The organism is Halomonas shantousis, from assembly GCF_054654615.1.
This window is the reverse complement of record NZ_BAAIER010000002.1, coordinates 2,950,928-2,973,340: the sequence shown is the minus strand read 5'-3', so window position 1 is coordinate 2,973,340 and position 22,413 is coordinate 2,950,928. Positions and strand designations below refer to the sequence as shown.

The following is a 22,413-nucleotide window of genomic DNA, read 5'->3' as shown; positions in this document are numbered from 1 at the left end:
AGAGAGTCTCATGACAGGACATGGACTATTGGATCGCTTGGAGCGCCTGGGATTCGTCGTTCAGGGTACGCTACAGCCGTTATCCGGCGGCGATATCAGTGAGGTCTGGATGGGCACGACGTCGCAGGGCCGTATCGTGATCAAGCGGGATGATCCGGCGCGTCTGCGTGGCGAAGCCGACGGGCTGCGTACGTTGTATGAGGCGGGAACGCCGCTGCGGGTGCCTGAGGTGCTGGCGCAGGAACGGGATCTGCTGGTAATGGAGTTTCTGGAGCGCCAGCGTGGGCAGGGTAACGAGGCGGCTCTGGGCGAAGGGCTGCGGGCCCTGCATGGCGTCACGTACGAGACGCATGGCTGGCCGCGGGACAACGCCTGCGGCCTGACGCCTCAGCCCAACACGCCCAGCGAGGACGGTCGCGTGTTTCAGCGGGAACGGCGTCTGCTGCCACTGGGGCGGGCCTGTCACGAGAAGGCCCTGCTGGAGCGCCAGGCGCTCGAGGCATTGGAGCAGGCTGCCCGGGAAGTCGAAGAGTGGCTGCCCGATGCTCCCGCCAGTTTGCTGCATGGCGATTTGTGGTCGGGTAACGTACTGCATACGCGTGAGGGACCCGCGATCATCGATCCGGCCGTCTATGCGCACTATCCGGAGGTCGACGTGGCCATGCTGACCCTGTTCGGCTCGCCCGGCGAGGCCTTCTTCGAAGCCTACTGGAATGGGCGTCGTCCCGATGACTGGCCGAGGCGGCAGACGCTGTTTCAGCTCTATCCGCTACTCAATCACCTTCTTCTGTTCGGCGGTATCTACCGCTCGGGTGTCGAGCGCGCCATCGCCGTGCTCAACGAGCACTAGGGTCCGTTGACGTTTCATGCGCAGCAACGCGGCTCGCGCTGAAATGCCAACAGACCTTATAAAAACATTATCGTCACAATGCAGGGCGGAACTCCTGCTATGCTGCGCATGATTGTCATGCTTGTCGGCGCAGCATCATACGCAGCAGTTGATCGATGGCTTCACCGCCGGTCTCGCTGATGGCGTAGCGCTCGGGGGCGCGCAGCCAGTCGTGAAACAGCCCGCCTATCATGGAATGCCACATCATGGCGGCGGTTTCGGGCTTCAGACCGTCGATCAGTTGGTCCTGCTTCGCCGCCTGCTCGAAACAATCCTGGACGACATCTTCACACTCACGAGCCAGACGGGTCTGCAACTCGACGGGGTTGATATCGCTGACGAACTCGCAGCGATGCAGCAAGATGGTGTGCACCCGCTTTGATCGGGGGCGCTCAAGCATCGTAAAGGCATGATGCGTGGCCAGCCGCAGAGTTTCGAGTGGCGTCTCGGGGCAATGCTCGGCGTGGATGTCATCCATCAGTTGTTGCAATGGCATCTTTACCCGGTCGAGCATGGCATTGAACAGGTCGGCCTTGTTCTTGAAATGCCAATAGACGGCACCCCGGGTCATGCCAGCCTGTCGCGCAATCTGTTCCAGCGAGGTTTGTGAGACTCCTTTTTCGAGAAAGATGATCTCTGCGGCATCAAGCAGGGCTTCACGGGTCGCCTCGGCTTCGGCTTTCGTTCGTCTGGGCATGGCGTGGCCTTCGTGGTGTCGACTTCTTCAAGAGTCGTTCTGTGAATCCGATGAAACATCCTACCGTAACCTTATCGAAGTTTACATTCATGTATGTATGCTTGTAAGCTCGCGTGATTCTAATCAGCATTCCCAGGGTGAGGGCAGACATGCGTCTGACGACGATGAACAAGAGTATCGCGACCATGAGCGTGGTACTGCTGGCGTTACTGCTGTCAGGTTGCGGCGGCAGTGAAGAGGATTCGCAGCAGGCCCAGCAGGGAGAAGGGCAGAACCAGCCCCCCCAGCCGGCACAGGTCATGACGGTTCAGCCCCGCGACGTGCAACTGGAAAAGAGCTATCCGGCACTGCTGCGCAGCGAGCAGCAAGTCACGGTGGTGGCCCGTGTCACCGGCGTGCTCGAGGAGCGACACTATACCGAGGGCGCCCGGGTCGAGAAGGGGGAGTTGCTGTTTACCATCGAGCCGGCGCGCTACGAGGCCGCGGTACGCCAGCGCGAGGCCGATCTGCAGAGCGCCAAGGCCGAGCAGTCCCGGGCTCAGCGCAACTGGGAACGTTATCAGAGCCTTTATAAGCAGAACTCGGTCAGCCAGCAGCAGTTGGACGAGGCGCGGGCCACATTGCAGACTGCCCAGGCTTCCGTAGCGCAGGCCCAGGCAGCGCTTGACGATGCCCAGCTCGATCTCGACTACACCACGGTGGAGGCGCCGGTTTCCGGCCAGATCAGCCTGAGCGAGGTGGATGTCGGCAACCTGGTGCAGCCGCAGCAGGAGCTGGCCACGATCACGCCGATGCAGACCCTCGAGGCGCGCTTCTCATTGCCTGAGGAGGATGCCGTCGCCTTGCGTCGTCAGCGGCGCATACCCGACGCCCCCGAAGTTAGCGCACGGCTGAAGGCCCCTTCGCTGGGGCCCGACCTACAAGGCGAGGGCCTGAAAGGTCGTATCGAGTACCTCGGTTCGCGTGTCGACGAATCGACCAGCACGGTTCAGGCCGAGGCGGTCTTCGACAATGAAGAGCAGCTTTTCCTTCCCGGCCAGTTCGTGCGCGTCGCACTGGAAGGTCTGCAGCGCTTCCAGGTGCTGGCGGTGCCAGAAGTGGCGATTACCGAGGGGCTCAAGGGACCGCAGCTCTTTGTACTCGATGACGATAACAAGGCCACGAGCCGTTTCGTCGATCTGGGCGAGCCGGCGGGCGACTGGCAAATCATCATGGGCAACCTGCAGCCCGGCGAGCGGGTCGTGGTCAGTGCGATCGGCAGCATCAGTGCGGGTGACAAGATCGATCCACAGCCCTTCGACGGAGATCCCGAGGTGATCCAGGAAGAAGACGCTCAGACCACGGGTGGCGACAACGCGCAGGCGGAAAACGCCGAGCCTCGGGGCAATCAGGAGACGGGCGCCAAGAGCGACACCTCATCGGGCACGGCCCCGGCACAGAACGAGCAGGGCTAACGGCGGAGTAGACGGATGAATTTTTCCAGCGTTTTCATCAGGCGCCCGATATTCGCCACGGTTCTGTCGGCCATCATCACGCTGATCGGCCTGATGGCGGCACGCACGTTGCCGATCGAGCAGTATCCCCAGGTGGTGCCTCCCAGCGTCAGCGTCTCGGCAACCTATCCGGGCGCCGATGCGCAGACGATATCCGACACCGTGGCGGCCACGCTCTCCGAGGAGGTCAACGGCGTCGAGGACATGATCTACATGACCTCGACCAGTTCCGATGCCGGCACCATGTCGATGCAGGTGTACTTCAACATCGGCACGGACCCTCAGACCGCCACGATCAACGTCAACAACCGGGTGCAGCGGGCGCTGTCGCGCCTGCCCAGCGAGGTGCAGGCCCAGGGCATCACCGTCGAGCAGCGCTCGAACAGCGTACTGATGTTCATTGCGCTGATGGCAGAGGGGGGCGAGTACGACTCGCTGTTTCTCAACAACTACGCCAACCTCAATATCACCGACGAACTCAATCAGCTGCCCGGCGTGGGCGATGCCCAGGTGCTGGGTAATCAGGAGTTCGCCATGCGGGTATGGCTCAACCCGGACAAGCTGGCGCTGTATGACTTGACGCCGGCGGAAGTGCGGGCAGCCATCCAGTCCCAGAATACCGTGATCGCCGCAGGCAAGCTGGGGGCCGAGCCGCTGAACGATCCGACGCCCTATACCTATACGCTGACCACGCAGGGCCGCTTCGAGGGTGTCGACCAGTTCCGCAATATTCTGCTGCGTACCGAAGAAAACGGCGCCTCGCTGCGCCTGAGCGATGTCGCACGTGTCGAGCTGGGCCAGAACACCTATGGCGTCCAGGGATATGTCAATAACTCGCCGATCGCGCCGATCGCCATCTATCTGCAGCCCGGGGCCAATGCCCTGGAGGTGGCCACCGAGGTCAAGCAGACCATGCGGGAGCTCAAGGCGCGCTTCCCGGCGGGTCTGGATTACGCCATCCCCTATGATACGACGCTGTTCATCGATGCCTCGATCGAGTCGGTGCAGCATACCTTCATCGAAGCGTTGATTCTGGTGGCGGTGATTGTCTTCCTGTTCCTGCAGAGCTGGCGCTCGACCCTGGTCGCGATGTCGGTGGTGCCGATCTCCGTGATCGGAACGTTTGCCGGGATGTATCTGCTGGATTTCTCGATCAACCTGCTGTCGCTGTTCGGGATGATCCTGGCCATCGGGATCGTGGTCGACGATGCCATCGTGGTCATCGAGAACGTCGAGCGTATCCTCGACGAGGATGAGAACGCCACGCCGCTGAGTGCGACGTTCGAAGCCATGAAGGAGGTGTCGGGAGCGGTCATCGCCACGTCTCTGATCATGTCGGCGGTATTCATCCCGGTCGGTTTCATGGGGGGGCTGACCGGGCAGATGTATCAGCAGTTCGCCATCACCATCGCGATCTCGGTGGCGATTTCCGCCGTCGTCGCACTGTCCTTCACGCCGGCGATCAGCGCGATTTTCCTCAAGAATCACGCCAAGATGAAGGAGTCGCGCCTGGTGCACACCCTCAAGAAGCCCTTCGATTGGTTCAATGCGGGGTTCGAGAAGGTCACCAACTTCTTCATGTCCATCGCCAACTTCCTGATCCGGCACACCCTGATCATGCTGGCGCTGTTCGTGGGCTGCTGCGTCGCGTCCTGGTGGATCTACGAGCAGCTCCCCGGCGGGCTGATTCCCTCTACCGACCAAGGGGTGGCGATTGCCTCGATCAGTCTGCCGGCAGGGGCCTCGATGGCGCGCACGGATGCCTACGTCCACGAACTCTCCGAGCGGGTTCAGGAGATCCCCGGCGTCAATTATGCCGTGGGCATCACCGGGTTCGATCTGCTGTCGGGAGGGGCGAATACCGCCAGGGCGACGATGTTCATCACCATGAAGCCTTGGGGGGAGCGTGACATCACGGTGGACGAGCTGACCGGCAGGATCATGCAGATGGGAGCGCAGATTCCCGGCGGGCAGACCATGGCCTTCAATGTGCCGCCCATCCAGGGATTATCGCCCACGGGCGGGTTCACCGGGTATCTGCAGTCGTTCGGCGGCGACTCGCCTGACGAGCTGTATCAGGCTTCGCTCAAGGTGATGCAGGCCGCAAGCCAGCGGCCCGAACTGTCACGCGTCTTCACCACGCTCGATGTCAGCGTGCCGACGTACCGCATGACCATCGACCAGGACAAGGCGCGCAGTCTCGGTGTGAGCCTGAGCGATCTGAACGCCACGTTGTCGAGCACCTTCGGTAATGCCTTCGTCAATTACTTCACCCGCTTCAATCGTAACTTCCAGGTGTATATCCAGTCCGAAGGCGATTTCCGGCGTTCTCCCGAGGATCTCGCCAATGTGTACGTGCGTGGCGGCGACAATCAGCGGGTTCCGCTCTCTGCCCTGGTCTCGGTGGAGCGCGACCATGCACCCTCGGTACTCAATCGCTACAACGTCTACACGGCGGCTCAGTTCCAGGGCGGCCCGGCGCCGGGCTACAGCTCCGGCCAGGCGGTGGAGGTGATGCAGGAGGTGGTTCAGGAAACCCTGGGCAGCCAGTACGGCATGGGCTGGGCCGGTGAGGCCTACCAGCAGATCAACGTGGGAACCGCGGCAACGCTGGCGCTGAGCTTCGGCATTCTCATGATGTTCCTGATCCTCGCCGCCCAGTACGAGAGCTGGACCTTGCCGCTGGCGGTAGTCACGGCGGTGCCTTTCGCATTCATCGGTGCCATTCTCGCGGTGTTCCTGCGTGACATGAGCACGAGCGTCTATCTGCAGATCGGCCTGCTGGTGGTGGTCGGTCTGGCGGCCAAGAACGCCATTCTGATCGTCGAGTTCGCCGAGCAGCAGCGTACGCATTTCGGCAAGTCGATTGTCGAGGCGGCACAGATCGCGGCCCGCCAGCGTTTCCGTCCCATCGTGATGACGTCGCTGGCGTTCATCGGCGGGACTCTGCCTCTGGCCATCGCCACGGGGGCCAGCGCGGCAAGTCGCAATCAGATCGGTACGCCTGTCGTGGGAGGAATGCTCTCGATCACGATTCTGGCCACCGTATTCGTGCCGGCGGCCTATGTGCTGATCATGCAGACGCAGCAATGGGCTTCCGCCAAGCTTGGGCTGGGCAAGCGGGATGACGATCAGGCGGAATCGGAAGAGGCACAGCAGTCGCGTAGCTAAGCCAAGCCCCATTGTGGGGCGTTCATGAGGAAACTCGGAAGAGGAAGGCGCCGTAGCGAAGCTGCGGCGCTTTTTTATGCCGTCGGATAACGTTCACGGCGTGGCGCGTCTGGCTCGTCTCGCATGGACATGTCATGCATGGCTGGGTTTTCACACCTTTCGGCATGGGGCACTACACTTCGTTCACCATGATAGGCTTGGTGTTGTTCTTTCCAGGCGGCAGTCTGGTGACCACGGAAGTCTTTCGCCGCAGGAGGTGGCATGCCGTTTCTTCACATCCGCATCGCTGGGCTGGCCGTCACGCTGCTGAGCCTGGTCATGCTGGCTGCGCCTGTCGCTCAGGCGCAGGGGATGCTATCGCTTCCCAGTCTGGGCGGTGACGGAAACAGCGATGGCGGAGCGGCCGCAGCGCAGCAGACCGAGCAGAGCCCCGAAGAGCTTCAAACTTCTCTCGATAAGGTCATCGCCACACTGGAGAACGATGCCCAGCGTGAGGAGCTGCTCTCCCAGCTCAAGGAGCTGCGCTCGGCCACCGGAGCATCGAGCGAGGCTGAGGAGCCCACGCAACGCCAGGGGTTGCTTGGCGCCCTGGCCGATTCGTTCACCGACTATGGTGAACAGGTGGAAGCCGGTCAGGCTCCGCTGGATGTCTGGGCGCAGCGCTCGCAACGTGCCGGTGAGGACATCGAATCACTGTTCACTTCCACAAGCCGGGCCGACCTGCTACGGGACATGGCCGAGGCGGCAGTACTGCTGGCCATCTGGTTCGGGTTGCTGACGACGGCGATGGCGCTCGGACGGCTACTGGCCAAGCGCCATGGTTGGCCGCGTATCTTGCCGCCGGAGCCGCGTGGCTGGATGCTCGCGGAGCATTTTCTGCGCAAGGTACTCCCCTGGGCTCTGGCATTTGCCGTCATGCTGACCGCCCTCCAGTGGGTGAATGCGCGTAGCGCGGCGCGGGCCAGCGTGCTGGTGGTGGCTTACGTCACGCTGTGCGGGCGCCTGTTGTCAGCGGTCTTCGAAGTGGTGATTTCGCTGTTCACCCGCGGGCATCGGCGGGTGGCGGTGGCCATCCTGAGGCGCCAGGCACTGAGCCGTCTGTTTATCATCGGTGCCTTGGCCGCTTTGGGGGATGCGGCGGACAGTGAACGACTGGCGGAGCAGTTGGGCGGGAATCTCGCCGGCTGGCTGTCGGTATCCTCCAATGCCCTGGCCGCGCTATTGGGCGGCTTTCTGGTGCTACGCATCAAGCGTCCCGTCAAGCATCTGATCCGCAATCGTCCCTATCCGCAGCGCCGTGACAAGACGACCCAGAACGAAGTGCTCGGTGTCATCGGTCGGCTCTGGCATATCCCGGCACTGCTGCTCGTCGGGGCGTCGCTGGCGGCGATCTTCTTTTCCGCAGGCGAGGCCGACCGGGCCTTCACGCGGGCGATCATCTGTGCGGCACTGTTGGTAGTGACGCTGGTCATCAACGGCGTGATCCAACGTCACAGCGAGAAGAAGACGCGACGCAAGCGCCGGACCGAGTACGGCCGCCGCCTCGAAAGGTTCGGCTACACGCTGGCCTATTTCGTGTTCTGGGCCGTCTTTGCCGAGCTGGCGCTGCGTGTCTGGGGACTCTCGCTGATGGGCGTCGGTGGCGAGGGCACCATCAGCGCCCGCATCGGTCAGGCGTTGCTGGGGATTGGCGCCACGGTATTGCTGGCCTGGCTGGCCTGGATCTTCGCCGATACGGCCATCCAGCGCGCCCTGCATGCTTCGGCCCGCTCGCGTGGGCGTCGGGTGCATAATACCCGGGCACAGACCATTACGCCGATGATCCGCAACGTCATCTTCGTCACTATCGTGGTCATTGCCGCGATCGTCGGACTGGCCAACCTCGGCGTCAACGTCACGCCGCTGCTGGCGGGGGCGGGGGTCATCGGCTTGGCCATCGGCTTCGGCGCCCAGACACTGGTGCAGGATCTGATCACCGGGGTCTTCATTCTCATCGAGGACTCGCTGTCGATCGACGATTTCGTCGACGTGGGCGGGCACATGGGGACGGTAGAGCGGCTCAGCCTGCGTACTGTACGCCTGCGTGATCTGGACGGTATCGTGCATATCATTCCATTCAGCCAGATCAAGGGCATTCAGAACTTTTCTCGCGAGTTCGGTATCGCCCTGATCCGTATCCGTGTGCCGCACGACATGAAGGTCGACGATGCCATCTCGCTCGCTCGCGACGTCGCCGAGGAGCTGCGCCAGGATCCGATGATGCGTCATCATATCTGGTCATCTCTGGAGCTGCAGGGCATCGAAAGCTTCGATCAGGGAACGGCCATCATGCGTGTGCGCATGCGAACTGCGCCGATCATGCAATGGGATGTGGCGCGCGCCTTCAATCTACGCCTCAAGCAGCGCCTCGAGGACAGTGGCCAGACGGTAGCGATGCCACGGATGAGTGTGGATATCGACAATGGCGATACCGGACATGAAAGCTCATCTTCCGAAGCGGGTGCCTACAAGGCCAACGGTATCCAGGATGCCCGTGAAAGGCATTTGTCGGCACGCTCAACTTCTTAAGGATAGACATACTAGAGGAGAGGCATGGCCAAAGTATTACGTTTTTAATGTTTATCAATTGACCTTCATGGTTTAAATCCATGACAGCCTTGAAGGTGCAATTGTGGTGCAAAGTTAAACGTAATGAAACAAGCGTTCTATTATTCTCGTTGAAACATTTCGCATCTTTTTATTACAAACAATCCAATTCCAAGCGACGCTTTGACCTCGACGGTAGAGATAGCTTATATATCCATGGGAGATGGAAATTTTCGCGAGATATGACAGGTTATGCCGGTTCTGACTGAAGTTTTAGGATATGCTGGGTAGGCATATCCGATGAGTCATCCCGCTAGCTGAAGCTTGTCTGAGGCTTTTCCGGGGCAGGAGCGCTCTGCAGCAGAATTTTTGGCAGGAGTGGCTTTGCGAAAGGGCGTGACGTCAAGGCATGAAGAGCATTGCTTTGCTCTGCGTCATAAAACGCGCTGTTCGAACTGAGGAAAGGTTCTGGTTCAACAGGAATGTATGGTGGCGGGGCAGCAACAAGAAATATTAGATGCCGAACTAAAGTTTGCAATAAAAATCTAGAGTCATCGCAAATAGAGTGGCCATGTCACTACACAGGAAGCCACCATGAAAGCGGATCGATTATTTAAAAAAGTTTTGCGAATGCCCAGAAGGGCTTTGTTGACCATGTAAATCGGGCAGGGAGGTCGATCATGGGCAGTGTGGCTTTGCACGGTATTACTTCATCGGAGAATAATGTGGCGAGGCAGGCGATCAGCGCCGTTCAGGATGCCGAGACCATCGTCGCGTACAGCCGGCATATTCCGGTGGGCCGGAAGGAACGCAGCGATGATGACCAGTATCGGGTGTTGTTCGTCACTTCGGAGATCGCCGACTTCGTCAAGGTCGGAGGTTTGGGAGATGTCTCTTCGGCTTTACCGCGCGCACTGAGAGCTCGTCATGACGTGCGTGTCCTGATACCGGCCTACCGGGAGATGATCGAGTCGGATCATGACATTCATCTCATCGGCCATCTTCCGGCCTATGCCGGGCTGCCTGCCTGCGATATCGGCCAGATTACCTGTACCGACGGTCTGATCCTCTACGTACTGCTATGTCCCGAACTCTACGAGCGTGTGGGAAGCCCCTATTGCGACGAGACGGGGATCGGCTGGGAAGACAACGATATCCGTTTTGCCCGGTTGGCCCGGGCAGCGGCGGATATTGCCTGTGGCGATGCCGGGCTCGACTGGCGGCCGCAAATGCTGCACCTCAATGACTGGCCGAGCGCACTCGCCGCGGGATATCTTCGCTGGCAGGACGTCACCATGCCGAGCGTCTTCACCATTCATAACCTCGCCTACCAAGGGGTCTACGACGTCTCGCGCTGCCAGGTACTGGGGATTCCCGAGCAGGCCTTCTGCATCGAGGGACTGGAATATTTCGGCCAGATCTCCTTCATGAAGGCCGGGATCGTGTATGCCTCGCACATCACGACTGTCAGTGCCACCTATGCCCGTGAAATCACCACACCCGAATTCGGCTGCGGCCTCGATGGCCTGTTGCGCTGCAAGGCGGCCGAAGGGCGGCTGAGCGGTATTCCCAATGGTATCGATGACTCCTGGGATCCCCGTACCGATAGCCATCTTGCCCAGGCCTTCGCCATGAATGACTGGCGCGGCAAACGTGCCAATGCCGAGCACGTGCGGCGCATGTTCGGCTTGGCAATCAGCAATGGCCCGCTATTCGCCGTGGTGTCTCGCCTGGTCCATCAGAAAGGGCTGGATCTGACCATCGGCGTGGCGGAATCCATCGTGCGAGCCGGTGGTCAGATCGTCTTCATCGGGCGGGGCGAGCGGGCAATGGAAAACGCCCTGCGCAATCTGGCGGCACGCTTTCCCGGGGCCATCGGGGTGAACATCGGGTTCGATGAAGGCGAGGCGCGCTGCATGTATGCCGGCAGTGACTTCCTGCTGATGCCGTCGCGATTCGAACCGTGCGGGTTGAGTCAGATGTATGCCCAGCGCTTCGGCTCACTGCCTATTGCGCATCGCACCGGTGGGCTGGTGGATACCATCGAGGATGGCGTGACCGGTTTCCTGTTCGATGAGATGAGCCTCGAGAGTTACATGCACGCCATCCAGCGGGCCATCACCGTCTTTTACGCCACCGATCTGTTCTATGCCATGCGCCGTGCCGCCATGGCGGGGCGTTATCACTGGCGTCAGTCGATCGAGCCGTACAGCCAGTTGTACCGCAAGGTGCTGCTCGAAATGGAGGAGGACACCAGCGTGCAAGTGGCAGGGTGACCGGCAAGCTGGCGCCACCGATGGCGCCTGGGGGTGACCGGTACGGGAACGGAGTTTTTGAGCAAGGACGGTGATTATGACCAGTCATTTTCCCCTCGGGCTGCCGGCGGTCATGCCGAGCGGGCCGTTGTACGAGGCGGTCGGTAATACATGGCCCAGTGCCGTTGGGCATATCGCGGGACCTGCCGCCCAAGTCGCAGGGAGTCGCCCCCAGCAAGCCAAGGTAGCTGCCCATCGCTGGCAGGATGCCGTCTGGCTGCGCCATCGCCGGCGTGACGATCCCGTGTTGTCGCCGTTGTCGATCTACCGGCTTTATGCCGCCGCCTGGCGTCATGATGAGCAGGGACAACCGCTGCAGTGGGAGGCACTGGCGGCGCAGCTGGTGCCTTACGTCGCGGACCTCGGCTTCACTCATGTCGAGCTCAAGGGTCTGGACGAGCCGGGCGCCGGCGTGGCCTTTGCCCGTTTCGTCGATGCCTGTCACGAAGGCGGCATCGGCGTCATCATCGAATGGCCGCTGGCACCGCCCGAAACGCCGCTCTCGGATGAAGAGGGGCTCGAGCAGGCGCTCGACTGGCTGGAAAGCTTTCATCTCGATGGGCTGCGCCTGATGCAGGTCGCGCCACTGGGGAATCACACTGCAGAGCCACTGCTCAAGTCCTTGATGGAGTCGATCGCTGCACGGCATCCGGATGTACTGCTGTTTTCCGACGATCATCTGCCGGCGGCCATGTCCCAGGATCAGGCGCCGGCCCGCGCTCTGACATGGAACACGCACTGGTCGCAGGCCACTCTGTCCTACCTGAGTCAGCCTCCCGAGGCGCGAGGCGCCCATCATGGCGTGCTCATCGGTGGCTTGGCTCATGCCTTCGACGCTCACTACGTGCTGCCTCTGGTCGATGAAGAGTCTGCCGAGGGCGCCAACACCTGGCTGGGCAGAATGCCGGGGGATACCTGGCAGCGTTTTGCCAACCTGCGCGCCTGCCTGGGGTTCATGTGGGCCCACCCAGGCAAGAAGCTGGTGGGCATGGGCACCGAATTCGCCCAGGGGCGTGGCTGGCAGCAGGCGGGTGAGCTCGACTGGGGGCTGCTCGACAATCCCTGTCACGCGGGCATGTTGCGCCTGGTGGCGGATCTCAATCGCGTCTACGGCAACGAGCCGGCACTGCACTACTGCGATTGCCGTCCCGATAGCTTTGCCTGGGTCGTGGGCGATGACTCGACCAACTGCGTCATTGCCTTTCTGCGCTACGGGGCGGAGGGCACGGCACCGTTGCTGGTCATCTCCAACTTCACCCCCAACGTGCTCCATCGCTATCGCCTGGGAGTGCCGGCGCTAGGAACCTGGCGTGAAATCCTCAATACCGACAGTGAATTCTATGCGGGCTCGAATGTCGGTAATGCTAACGGTGTCCGGGCCCAGCTTTCTCCCAGCCACGGACATCCCGCCTCGGTGGAGCTGACGCTTCCGCCGTTATCTACATTGTTGTTGAGGCAAGGAGACTGGCCGGCATGATGCATGACGAGCTTGCACAAGCCACGTTCACGCCGACCTTCGGCGCTCAGGTGCTGGATGAGAACAGAACCCGCTTCGTACTCTGGGCGCCCAGTATCCACAAGGTATGTGTCGAGATCGAAGGTCGTCCCAGCCTGCCGATGACGCCAGCGGGCGAGGGGCGTTTCGAGGTCGAGGCAGACTGCGGGCATGGCGCACGCTATCGCTATCGGATATTCGGTGATGGCGACGACCAGGGCAGCCTGGTGCCGGATCCCGCATCACGCGCCCAGGCGGGTGATATCGATGGCCCCAGCTTGGTCATCGATCCACGGCGCTACGTCTGGAAACACCCCGACTGGCGGGGACGCCCCTGGCACGAAACGGTGCTCTATGAGCTGCACGTCGGTGCGTTGGGAGGATTCGCCGGGGTGCGTCAGCAACTCGGCTATCTCGCGTCGCTCGGCGTCACGGCGATCGAACTCATGCCGGTCTCCGAGTTTCCGGGAGGGCGCAACTGGGGATACGACGGCGTGTTGCCCTATGCCGTGGAAGCCGCTTACGGCAGCCCCGAGGAGATGAAGGCACTGATCGACGAGGCGCACGCCCATGGGTTGATGGTATTTCTCGACGTGGTCTACAACCACTTCGGTCCGGACGGCAATTATCTGGCCAGCTACGCCGAGACGTTCTTCCGTAACGACATCACCACGCCTTGGGGGCCCTCCATCGACTTCCGCGAACCCGCGGTGCGTCGCTACTTCATCGACAATGCGCTGATGTGGCTTCAGGAGTACCGTCTCGACGGCCTGCGCTTCGATGCCGTGCATGCCATCAGCGAACGCGACTTCCTGGTCGAAATGGCCCAGACGATCCGCGCCCAGGTGGATCCGCAGCGCCACGTGCATCTGGTGCTGGAGAACGAGGGCAACACTGCCAGTCTTCTCGAGCCCGAATACTACAGTGCCCAGTGGAGCGACGACTGGCACAACGTCATGCATGTGCTGCTTACCGGCGAGCACGAGGGCTACTACTCCGACTTCACCGACGACGCCACGGCCAAGCTGGTGCGTTGCCTGAGCGAAGGTTTCATCTATCAGGGCGAGCGTTCCCGGCATGGCCATGTCCGAGGTGAACCCAGCGCGCATCTGCCGCCCAGCGCCTTCGTCGCCTTCCTGCAGAACCACGACCAGACCGGCAACCGGGCGCTGGGAGAACGTCTGAGCGTTCTCGCCGACCCCGATGCGCTGGCCGCGGCCACGGTACTGCTGCTGCTGTCCCCCATGGTGCCGTTGCTGTTCATGGGCGAGGAGTGGGGCTCGACCCGGCCCTTCCTGTTCTTCACCGAGCATCACGACGAGCTGGCCGATGCGGTACGCGAAGGGCGACGCTCCGAGTTCGCCGACTTCAGCGCCTTTCGCGACGAGGCGACCCGGCAGAAGATTCCCGACCCCAATGCGTTGCAGACCTTCGAGGATTCCGTTCCCGATTTCGCACGTCGGGAACAGGCGCCCCACGACGCCTGGCTCTCGCGTTACCAAACCCTGCTGGCGCTGCGTCACGGGGAGATCGTGCCACGCCTGGACGGCAGCGCTGCACTGGGGGCCGAGGCCCTGGGCGACAAGGCCGTTGTCGCACGCTGGCGGATGAACGACGACAGCCAACTGGTGATCGCCCTCAATCTTGGCGACACCCCGGCAACCACTCGCGGTTTCGGGGTGGGGCAGTGCCTCTACGAAACGGCTGAAGGCATCGCGGTTGATGCCGAGAGCGGTACATTGGCGCCGCGCTCCGCTGTCGCCTGGCTGCGGTCCAATCCCGGTGAAGAGGAGGTGACCGCATGAGCGACGCAACCTTGAGGAAGCTCGCCGAGGCAGCGGGACTGGTCGTGGAGTGGGAGAACAGCGACAGCGAGCCCTGCCAGCTCTCGGAGGAGACCCAGCGCAGGCTCCTGGCAGTGCTGGGATTTCCCGCCGATGACGACAAGGCCGTACGCGACAGCCTGCAGCGGCTCGAGCGCGAGCAGAAATCCGCAGACCCCTCGCAGTGGCCGCCGTTGATCACCGCCGATTGCGAGACGTCGGTGAGCCTGCCCGGTCGGCTGCCGGCGGGTACGGAGTGCTCGCTGACTCTCGAATCGGGGCCATCCCGCTCCGTCACGGCGAATGCCGACGGCCAGCTGCCCGCCATCGAAGAGGTGGGCTACCATCGGTTGCGCATCGGCGATACGGAGCTGACCCTGGCGGTGGCACCGCGACAGTGTTTTTCGCCGGCGGATGCCTGTGAACAGTCCCAGCCCCGCTTGTGGGGGGTGGCGGCGCAGCTCTATGCCCTGCGTCGTCCCGGCGACGGCGGTATCGGCGACACCCTGGCGCTGGAAACCTTTGCAGAGAAGGCTGGCGAACAGGGGGCGGCGGCGCTGGCAATCAGCCCGACCCATGCCATGTTCAGCAACGATCCCGAGCGTTACAGCCCCTACTCGCCCTCCAGCCGGCTGCTGCTCAACGTGCTCTACGCTGCGCCCGAAGGCCTCGTCGGGGAGGACGCCGTCAAGAACGCCATTGACCGCTGCGGTCTCGAGGCCGAGCTGCGTCGCCTGGAGGCGGACGACTATCTCGACTGGCCTGCCGCGGGACGCGCCAAGCTGACCTGGATGAAGGCCCTGTATGACGATGTCATGGTGCGTACCGATGAGGCGGCCGAGACGCTGCGTGAGCAGCTGGCGCAGTTCCGCCGGGCGGAGGGCTCCATGCTGGAGGATCACTGCCGCTTCGAGGCCCTGCAGGCCCAGCGGCCCGAAGGGTACTGGCGCGACTGGCCCGAGCCGTTGCGTGATCCCGGCAGTCCCGAGGTGGCGCGCTTTGCCGAGGAAAACGCCCGGGAAGTCGGCTTTTATGCCTTCCTGCAATGGCTGGTCGCACAGGGGCTGACGCGCGCGCAGACGGCGGCCCGCAATGCCGGCATGGCGGTCGGGCTGATCGCCGACTTGGCAGTGGGAGCCGACGATGCCGGCAGCCAGTCCTGGAGTCGCCAGGCGGAGATGCTCGAAGGCGTCTCGGTCGGGGCGCCCCCCGATACCTTCAACGTGTACGGGCAGGACTGGGGGCTGGCGGCATTCTCTCCGCACGGGCTGATGCGTTCGGGGTTTCGCAGTTTCATCGACATGCTGCGCGCCAGCTTCCGGCATGCCGGGGGACTGCGTATCGACCACGTCCTGGGACTGATGAGGCTGTGGCTGGTACCGCATGGCGTCTCGCCTCGGGAGGGCGCCTACGTACGCTTTCCGCTCGAGGATATGCTGCGGCTGGTCGCGCTGGAATCCTGGCGTCATCGCGGCATCGTGATCGGCGAGGATCTGGGAACCGTGGCGCCCGGCTTCCGCGAGCAGCTCGTGGCGCGCGGCATTCTGGGCATGCAGGTGTTGTGGTTCGAACAGGATGCCCAAGGCGATTTCCTGCCGGCCAAGGCGTGGACGGACGACGCCATGGCGACCACCTCGACCCATGATCTGCCAACCGTGGCCGGTTGGTGGGCGGGCAATGATATCGACTGGCGTAGCCGTCTGGGGCTGCTGGGAGAGGATCAGAGCGCCGAGGACGAACGCCAGGCGCGCGGGGAGGCGAGAGCCAAGCTGGCCGATGTGCTGGGGCTGACCGGGAACCGTCAGGGCCCGGAGACGCTGGATGCAGCCGACTTTCCCGCCTCGCGGGTTCTCGATGCCGCGGCCCGGCATATCGGCCTCACTCCGGCCCCGCTGGTACTGCTGCCGGTAGAGGACGTGCTGGGGCTGGAGGAGCAGGCCAACCTGCCCGGTACGCTTGATGAACATCCCAACTGGCGCCGACGCTGGATGGCGGAGGCGTCGAGTCTACTGACGCCAGCCGAAGTCCGGCACCGTCTCGAGGAACTGGCTCGAGCACGAGACATTTCACGACAGGCCGCGCAGACGCCGCTGGAGCCCACTTCATGAGCGACATTCGCGCTACCGTACGATTGCAGTTTCATCGTGGTTTCACCCTCGACGACGCCGTCCATTGGGTGGATTACTACGCCGCGCTGGGCATCAGCCATGTCTATGCCTCGCCGCTGCTCGCCTCGCGGGCCGGCTCGACCCATGGTTACGACGGCATCGATCCAACCCGCCTGGATCCCGAACTGGGCGGTGAGCAGGCGCTGGAGCGCCTGGTGACCCGGCTGCATGCCAACGACATGGGGCTGATCCTGGATATCGTGCCCAACCATGTGGCGGTTGGCGGCTCGGAAAACCCCTGGTGGCAGGACGTGCTGGCCTGGGGACGGCAGAGCCCCTATGCCGAATTCTTCGATATCGACTGGCAGTCTCCCGATCCGCTGCTCACCGGCAAGCTGCTGGTACCGTTTCTGGGCGGGCCCTACGACGAGGTGCTGCACGCGGGCGTGCTGGAGCTGCACTACGTACCCGAAGCGGCGGCTTTCCATGTCGCCTACCACGAGCATCGCTTCCCCATCGATCCGCGTCACTATGGGGATATCCTGCGTCACGCCGAACACGATGGTCTGCGCGACCTCGCTGCCCAGTTCGACGACCTGCAGACGCGTCAGGATGCCTATACCGCTGCCGCCGAACCGTGCCGGCATCTGCGCCAGATGCTCGAGTGTGCCCCGGCCCGGGAGGCGCTGATGCAGCTGTCCACGCTGTTCGATACCGGGACGGATGCGGGCGCCATGCGTCTGCATGCCTTGCTGGAACGCCAGAACTATCGCCTGGCGTGGTGGCGTACGGCTTCCGATGACATCAACTGGCGACGGTTCTTTGACATCACCGAACTGGGCGGGCTGCGGGTCGAGCTGCCCGAAGTGTTCGAGGCGACGCATGCCCTGGCATTTCAGCTTGTCGAGGCAGGCTGGGTAGACGGACTGCGGGTCGATCATGTCGATGGGCTTGCCGATCCGCGGGGTTACTGTCGGCGCCTGCGCGAGCGCCTCGATGCGTTGGAGGCGGGCCGCCCCGCCGACGTGCCGCGGCATGTGGCACTCTACGTCGAAAAGATTCTCGCCGACGGCGAAGCGCTGCACGACGATTGGGACGTGGACGGCACGACCGGCTACGAATTCATGAACGAAGTTTCCGGACTGCAGCACGATCCCGAGGGAGCGGGGCCGTTGGGAGCGCTGTGGCGTGAGACCAGTGGCCGCACCGATGACTTCCTCGCTGAGGTGCGCCTGGCCCGGCGCGAGATGCTCGACACCGCCTTGGCGAGCGAATTCGACGCCTGCGGCCGGGCCCTGCTCAAGGTCGCCCGCTGCGAACTGGCAACACGCGACATCACCCTTGGGTCGATCAAACGCGCCCTGAGGGCGCTGATCGTGCATTTCCCGGTCTACCGGACCTATGCCGATGACGGGGGGCGTCCCGAGCAGGACGAGCCTTTCTTCCGGCAGGCCATGGCCGGAGCGCGCAGCGAGTTGAGCCCGCCGGACGTGGCGGTACTCGAGCAACTTGACCGCTGGTTGGGTGCAGAGGCGCCGAGCGCCTGCGCCGATCATGGGGTGCGGGCACTGCGCCAGCGGGCGATCACGCGGTTTCAGCAGCTCACCTCGCCGGTGGCGGCCAAGGCCGTGGAAGACACTGCCGGCTATCGCTCTGCGGTACTGATCTCACGCAACGATGTCGGCTTCGATCCCCAGCGCTTCAGCCGGACGCCGGACGATTTTCATGCCGCGAGCCGCGAACGGCTGCGGCATTTCCCCCACGCCCTGATCACGACCGCGACGCACGACCACAAGCGGGGCGAGGATGTGCGGGCGAGGCTGGCGGCGATCAGCGAGCTTGGCCATGACTTCGCCCATCATGTGCAGCGCTGGCGGGGGCTGGCGGCATCGCTGCGTCAGGAGCATCCCGCCGGGCCGGCGCCTTCGCCGGGCGATGAGCTGATCCTCTATCAGATTCTGCTGGGGGCTTGGGCGCCCGATCTGGACCCCGACGATGCCGAGGCCATGCGGGAGTTCACCGAGCGCCTGGGCCAATGGCAGCAGAAGGCGCTGCGTGAGGCCAAGCTGCGTAGCCACTGGTTATGGCCGGACAACGACTACGAGGCGGCATGTCGCGCCTTCCTGGACGCGCTGTTGGCGGACCCGACGCTGCGCATCGACATCGCCGGAGTCGCACGCACGCTGGATCTGCCGGGCGCAGTCAATGGGTTGGCGCAGGTGGTGCTGCGCCTGACCGTACCCGGCGTGCCGGATCTCTATCAGGGCACCGAGTTCTGGGATTACAGCCTGGTGGACCCGGACAACCGCCGGGAGGTCGATCATGCCGCACGGCAGGCGGCACTACTGGAGTCGTCCTCGCCGGTGGATGCGCTGGCGCATTGGCAGGATGGCCGGGTCAAGCAGGCCGTCATCGCCCGTCTTCTGGCGCTTCGTCAGCGCTATCCCCGGCTGTTCGCCGAGGGCGACTATCTGCCGGTGCAGGTGGAGGGCGAACGTGCCGAACATGTGCTGGCCTTCCTGCGTCAGCAGGGACAGCAAATGGCATTGATCGTCGTGCCGCGACTGCCGATGCCCCTGCTCAAGAGTGCTACGCTGCCATGTATAGCGCCGCAGAATTGGGAAGACACCCGCCTGCAGGTGACATCGTCCATGCATGGAGCCTGGCGGGGGATCACGAGTGATGTCTCTTTTCACCTTGAGGAAGGCGAGCTTTCCCCGGGTGAATTGCTGGCGGACCTTCCCGTTGGCGTGTTCATGCGCGACGACACTTCGTTCTGACGACGGAATGTATCAATTGGTTAAAGGGAGAGCGAGAGGATGGCAGACGACGAACTGCGTATACGCCAGCTGGCATATCGTATCTGGGAATCCGAGGGGCGCCCCGAGGGGCAGCAGCAACGTCACTGGGACATGGCCCTGAAGATCGTTACCGCCGAGCGGACCTCAGGTGAGGAGGTTCGCCTGGAGGATGAGGAACCGCGGCATGACGAGCCGGACATGCTGGAGGATGATCTGCCGCTGGAAGATGACGAGCGGGGCATCGACGAGAATCGGCTGCCGCTGGACGAAGCCGAAGCCCCCGAGCTCGAGGACCTGGCGTATCAGGATGCGCCGGCTCAGGACGACGTACCGGTTCACGACCGGATGGCGTCTGACTATGCCCCTCCCGAAGGGCCATCGCATCCTGCCCAGGCACCCGTCACCGAATCACCGGAAGGCTCCGCTGTCGTGAAACGTGCTGAGGAGGAGGCCCGGCGCGACGAGGATACCGTGACGCCGACCGATGCGACCGATACCGCCCAGGTGCCCGGCAAGACCGCCAGGAAGACGAGCGGTGCCAAGAAGACGCCGGGCAAGACTTCCGGCAGCAAGTCCACTGCCTCCAGCAAGTCGACAACCAAGGCATCCTCTCGGACGACGAAGCCCAAGACCAAACCCAAAGGCTGAGGATACCGACCGTGCCGGTGATGCGGTCTGCATGACAGCGCCCGGCATGGTGCTTCCATAGCATCTTGGCATCTATCCAGGTACCGACCGAGTTCTGGTGCCTAACGTTTCGCCACGGATGAGAGACGACATGAGCAAGGACACTCCTAACGCCGACAAGGCGCTGGCCGACGATCAGAAGAACAGCGAGATGGAGATGGCTGCGGCCTCCGTCGAATCACCCGGTGTTCTGCAACGCTCACGGGTGAGAGAAGGGCTGCCGTTTCCGCTGGGGGCCACCTGGGACGGGCTGGGTGTGAACTTCGCCCTGTTCTCGGCCAATGCCACCAAAGTCGAGCTTTGTCTGTTCGATGCCGACGGCAAGCAGGAACTCGAGCGTATCGAGCTGCCCGAATACACCGATGAGGTGTGGCATGGCTACCTGCCGGATGCACGGCCCGGCCTGCTCTATGGCTATCGGGTTCATGGTCCCTACGAGCCTGAGCAGGGCCACCGATTCAATCCCAACAAGCTGCTGCTCGATCCCTACGCCAAGCAGATTGTCGGCGAGCTGGACTGGAACGATGCCCTGTTCGGCTACACCATCGGTCATCCCGATGGCGACCTGAGTTTCGACGAGCGCGACAGCGCCCCCTTCATGCCCCGCTGTCGGGTGGTCGATTCGGCCTTCACCTGGGGGCGGTCGCGCAAGATCCAGATTCCCTGGGACCAGACCATCGTCTACGAGACGCACGTGCGCGGTTACACCATGCGCCACCCGGCGGTCCCCGAGCCGCTGCGCGGCACCTTCTCGGGGTTGATGGGAAACGAGGTCATCGATTACATCCGCTCGTTGGGCGTGTCCTCGGTGGAGCTGCTGCCCATCCATGCCTTCGCCAACGATCAGCATTTGCTGGAAAAGGGGCTGAGAAACTACTGGGGCTATAACACCCTGGGGTTCTTCGCGCCGCATCCCAGCTACCTGGCAGGCGACAATGTCAACGAGTTCAAGGAGATGGTGGCGCGCTTCCACGCCGCCGACCTCGAAGTCATTCTCGATGTGGTCTACAACCACACCGCGGAAGGCAACGAGCTGGGTCCGACCCTGTCGCTGAAGGGTATCGACAACGCCTCCTACTATCGGCTGCTGCCGGATTATGAACGCTACTACATCGACGATACCGGGACCGGCAACACGCTCAACCTCAGTCATCCGCGCGTTCTGCAGATGGTCACCGATTCGCTGCGCTACTGGGCCGAGGAGATGCGTGTCGACGGCTTCCGCTTCGATCTGGCCACCATTCTCGGGCGTGAGCCACACGGCTTCGACGAAGGGGGCGGATTTCTCGATTCCTGCCGCCAGGATCCTATCCTGAGCCAGGTCAAGCTGATCGCCGAACCTTGGGACTGCGGGCCTGGCGGCTATCAGGTGGGGGGCTTCCCGCCGGGCTGGGCGGAGTGGAACGACCGCTTCCGCGATACCGTGCGTGCCTACTGGAAGGGCGACGAAGGTCAACTGCCCGAACTCGCGACTCGCCTGACGGCTTCGGCTGATCTCTTCGATCAGCGGGGCCGGCGGCCCTTTGCCTCGGTCAACTTCGTCACTGCACATGACGGCTTCACACTGTACGACTCGGTGTCCTATGACGAGAAGCACAACGAGGCCAACGGCGAGGACAACAACGACGGACACAGCAACAACCTGTCCTGGAATCATGGCGTGGAAGGGCCCACCGATGATCCCGGAATCCAGGAGCTGCGGCTGCGCCAGATTCGCAATTTCCTGGCGACGCTGATGTTTTCGCAGGGCACGCCCATGATGCTGGCCGGTGATGAGTTGCTGCGCACGCAGCAGGGCAACAACAACGCCTACTGTCAGGACAATGAAATCAGCTGGCTGGACTGGAACCTGAGCGGCGATGCTCACGTGATGATCGACTATCTTCGCCATGTGATTTCGCTGCGCCAGCGCTACCCGATCCTGCGGCGCGGACGTTTCCTGAGTGGCGAGTACAACGAGGAACTGGGCCTCAGGGAGGTGACCTGGCTGGCGCCCGATGGTGAAGAGATGGACGTCGAGCGTTGGGAAAATCCCGAGGCCCGTAGCCTCGGCGTATTGCTCGACGGGCGTGCCCAGCCCACCGGGATTCGGCGTGCAGGCGCGGACGTGACGCTATTGCTGCTGTTCAACGCCCATCACGATTCGCTGCCCTTTCATCTGCCTGAGGTGCCTCGCGGTAACGGTTGGGTGTGTCGGCTGGATACGGCACGCGCCCCGGATATGGCGGATTGCCGGCGAGCATTCGGCGAGCAGTATGAGCTGGAGGGACGTTCATTGGCCTTGTTGGAGTTGGTGCTGGATGTCCCGCAAGCGGCTGCGACACCAGACGGTGACACAGCCTGATCGT

General features: G+C 62.8%; 12 protein-coding genes. 11 read left to right on the top strand and 1 reads right to left on the bottom strand.

Features of this window, described 5'->3' with window-relative positions; translation table 11 throughout:
* Positions 1-10 precede the first annotated feature (10 nt).
* Entirely contained in the window at positions 11-850 is an 840-nt protein-coding gene (locus ACYQ12_RS14140) for a fructosamine kinase family protein (protein WP_459872921.1), read from the top strand.
* 115 nt (positions 851-965) lie between these two features.
* Here the strand turns inward: ACYQ12_RS14140 and ACYQ12_RS14135 are convergent, their stop codons facing one another.
* Positions 966-1,586 carry a TetR family transcriptional regulator gene (locus ACYQ12_RS14135; protein WP_459872919.1) on the bottom strand — a complete coding sequence of 207 codons (621 nt, stop codon included), beginning with the start codon at positions 1,584-1,586 and terminating at the stop codon, positions 966-968.
* A gap of 149 nt (positions 1,587-1,735) precedes the next feature.
* Here ACYQ12_RS14135 and ACYQ12_RS14130 point away from each other — a divergent pair, with 149 nt between their 5' ends.
* From ACYQ12_RS14130 to glgX, 10 genes are all read left to right on the top strand, one after another.
* A complete protein-coding gene (locus ACYQ12_RS14130; RefSeq protein WP_459872917.1) occupies positions 1,736-3,040 on the top strand; it encodes an efflux RND transporter periplasmic adaptor subunit in 1,305 nt (434 codons plus the stop codon).
* 15 nt (positions 3,041-3,055) lie between these two features.
* Positions 3,056-6,250 carry an efflux RND transporter permease subunit gene (locus tag ACYQ12_RS14125; protein WP_459872915.1) on the top strand — a complete coding sequence of 1,065 codons (3,195 nt, stop codon included), beginning with the start codon at positions 3,056-3,058 and terminating at the stop codon, positions 6,248-6,250.
* 261 nt (positions 6,251-6,511) lie between these two features.
* Positions 6,512-8,818: a mechanosensitive ion channel domain-containing protein gene (locus ACYQ12_RS14120; protein WP_459872913.1), complete on the top strand. Its 2,307-nt coding sequence runs from the start codon at positions 6,512-6,514 to the stop codon at positions 8,816-8,818.
* Positions 8,819-9,516: 698 nt separating this feature from the next.
* A complete protein-coding gene (glgA, locus tag ACYQ12_RS14115; RefSeq protein ID WP_459872911.1) occupies positions 9,517-11,112 on the top strand; it encodes a glycogen synthase GlgA in 1,596 nt (531 codons plus the stop codon).
* Between the two features lie 76 nt (positions 11,113-11,188).
* Entirely contained in the window at positions 11,189-12,628 is a 1,440-nt protein-coding gene (locus ACYQ12_RS14110; RefSeq protein ID WP_459872909.1) for an alpha amylase C-terminal domain-containing protein, read from the top strand.
* A complete protein-coding gene (gene treZ / locus ACYQ12_RS14105) occupies positions 12,625-14,451 on the top strand; it encodes a malto-oligosyltrehalose trehalohydrolase (protein WP_459872907.1) in 1,827 nt (608 codons plus the stop codon). The genes ACYQ12_RS14110 and treZ overlap by 4 nt, the downstream gene beginning before the upstream one ends.
* The gene (malQ, locus tag ACYQ12_RS14100) at positions 14,448-16,577 is read left to right on the top strand and encodes a 4-alpha-glucanotransferase (protein WP_459872905.1); all 2,130 of its coding nucleotides are present in this window, start codon (positions 14,448-14,450) and stop codon (positions 16,575-16,577) included. The genes treZ and malQ overlap by 4 nt, the downstream gene beginning before the upstream one ends.
* A complete protein-coding gene (treY, locus tag ACYQ12_RS14095; protein WP_459872903.1) occupies positions 16,574-19,357 on the top strand; it encodes a malto-oligosyltrehalose synthase in 2,784 nt (927 codons plus the stop codon). The genes malQ and treY overlap by 4 nt, the downstream gene beginning before the upstream one ends.
* A gap of 39 nt (positions 19,358-19,396) precedes the next feature.
* Positions 19,397-20,026: a DUF2934 domain-containing protein gene (locus ACYQ12_RS14090; RefSeq protein WP_459872901.1), complete on the top strand. Its 630-nt coding sequence runs from the start codon at positions 19,397-19,399 to the stop codon at positions 20,024-20,026.
* 130 nt (positions 20,027-20,156) lie between these two features.
* A complete protein-coding gene (gene glgX, locus ACYQ12_RS14085) occupies positions 20,157-22,409 on the top strand; it encodes a glycogen debranching protein GlgX (RefSeq protein WP_459872899.1) in 2,253 nt (750 codons plus the stop codon).
* The last annotated feature ends 4 nt before the right edge of the window (positions 22,410-22,413 follow it).

Bases quoted from the DNA above. Each gene is read 5' to 3' on its own strand.
- ACYQ12_RS14140 (WP_459872921.1), top strand. From the start codon at position 11: ATGACAGGACATGGACTATTGGATCGCTTGGAGCGCCTGGGATTCGTC.
- ACYQ12_RS14135 (WP_459872919.1), bottom strand. From the start codon at position 1,586: ATGCCCAGACGAACGAAAGCCGAAGCCGAGGCGACCCGTGAAGCCCTG.
- ACYQ12_RS14130 (WP_459872917.1), top strand. From the start codon at position 1,736: ATGCGTCTGACGACGATGAACAAGAGTATCGCGACCATGAGCGTGGTA.
- ACYQ12_RS14125 (WP_459872915.1), top strand. From the start codon at position 3,056: ATGAATTTTTCCAGCGTTTTCATCAGGCGCCCGATATTCGCCACGGTT.
- ACYQ12_RS14120 (WP_459872913.1), top strand. From the start codon at position 6,512: ATGCCGTTTCTTCACATCCGCATCGCTGGGCTGGCCGTCACGCTGCTG.
- glgA (WP_459872911.1), top strand. From the start codon at position 9,517: ATGGGCAGTGTGGCTTTGCACGGTATTACTTCATCGGAGAATAATGTG.
- ACYQ12_RS14110 (WP_459872909.1), top strand. From the start codon at position 11,189: ATGACCAGTCATTTTCCCCTCGGGCTGCCGGCGGTCATGCCGAGCGGG.
- treZ (WP_459872907.1), top strand. From the start codon at position 12,625: ATGATGCATGACGAGCTTGCACAAGCCACGTTCACGCCGACCTTCGGC.
- malQ (WP_459872905.1), top strand. From the start codon at position 14,448: ATGAGCGACGCAACCTTGAGGAAGCTCGCCGAGGCAGCGGGACTGGTC.
- treY (WP_459872903.1), top strand. From the start codon at position 16,574: ATGAGCGACATTCGCGCTACCGTACGATTGCAGTTTCATCGTGGTTTC.
- ACYQ12_RS14090 (WP_459872901.1), top strand. From the start codon at position 19,397: ATGGCAGACGACGAACTGCGTATACGCCAGCTGGCATATCGTATCTGG.
- glgX (WP_459872899.1), top strand. From the start codon at position 20,157: ATGAGCAAGGACACTCCTAACGCCGACAAGGCGCTGGCCGACGATCAG.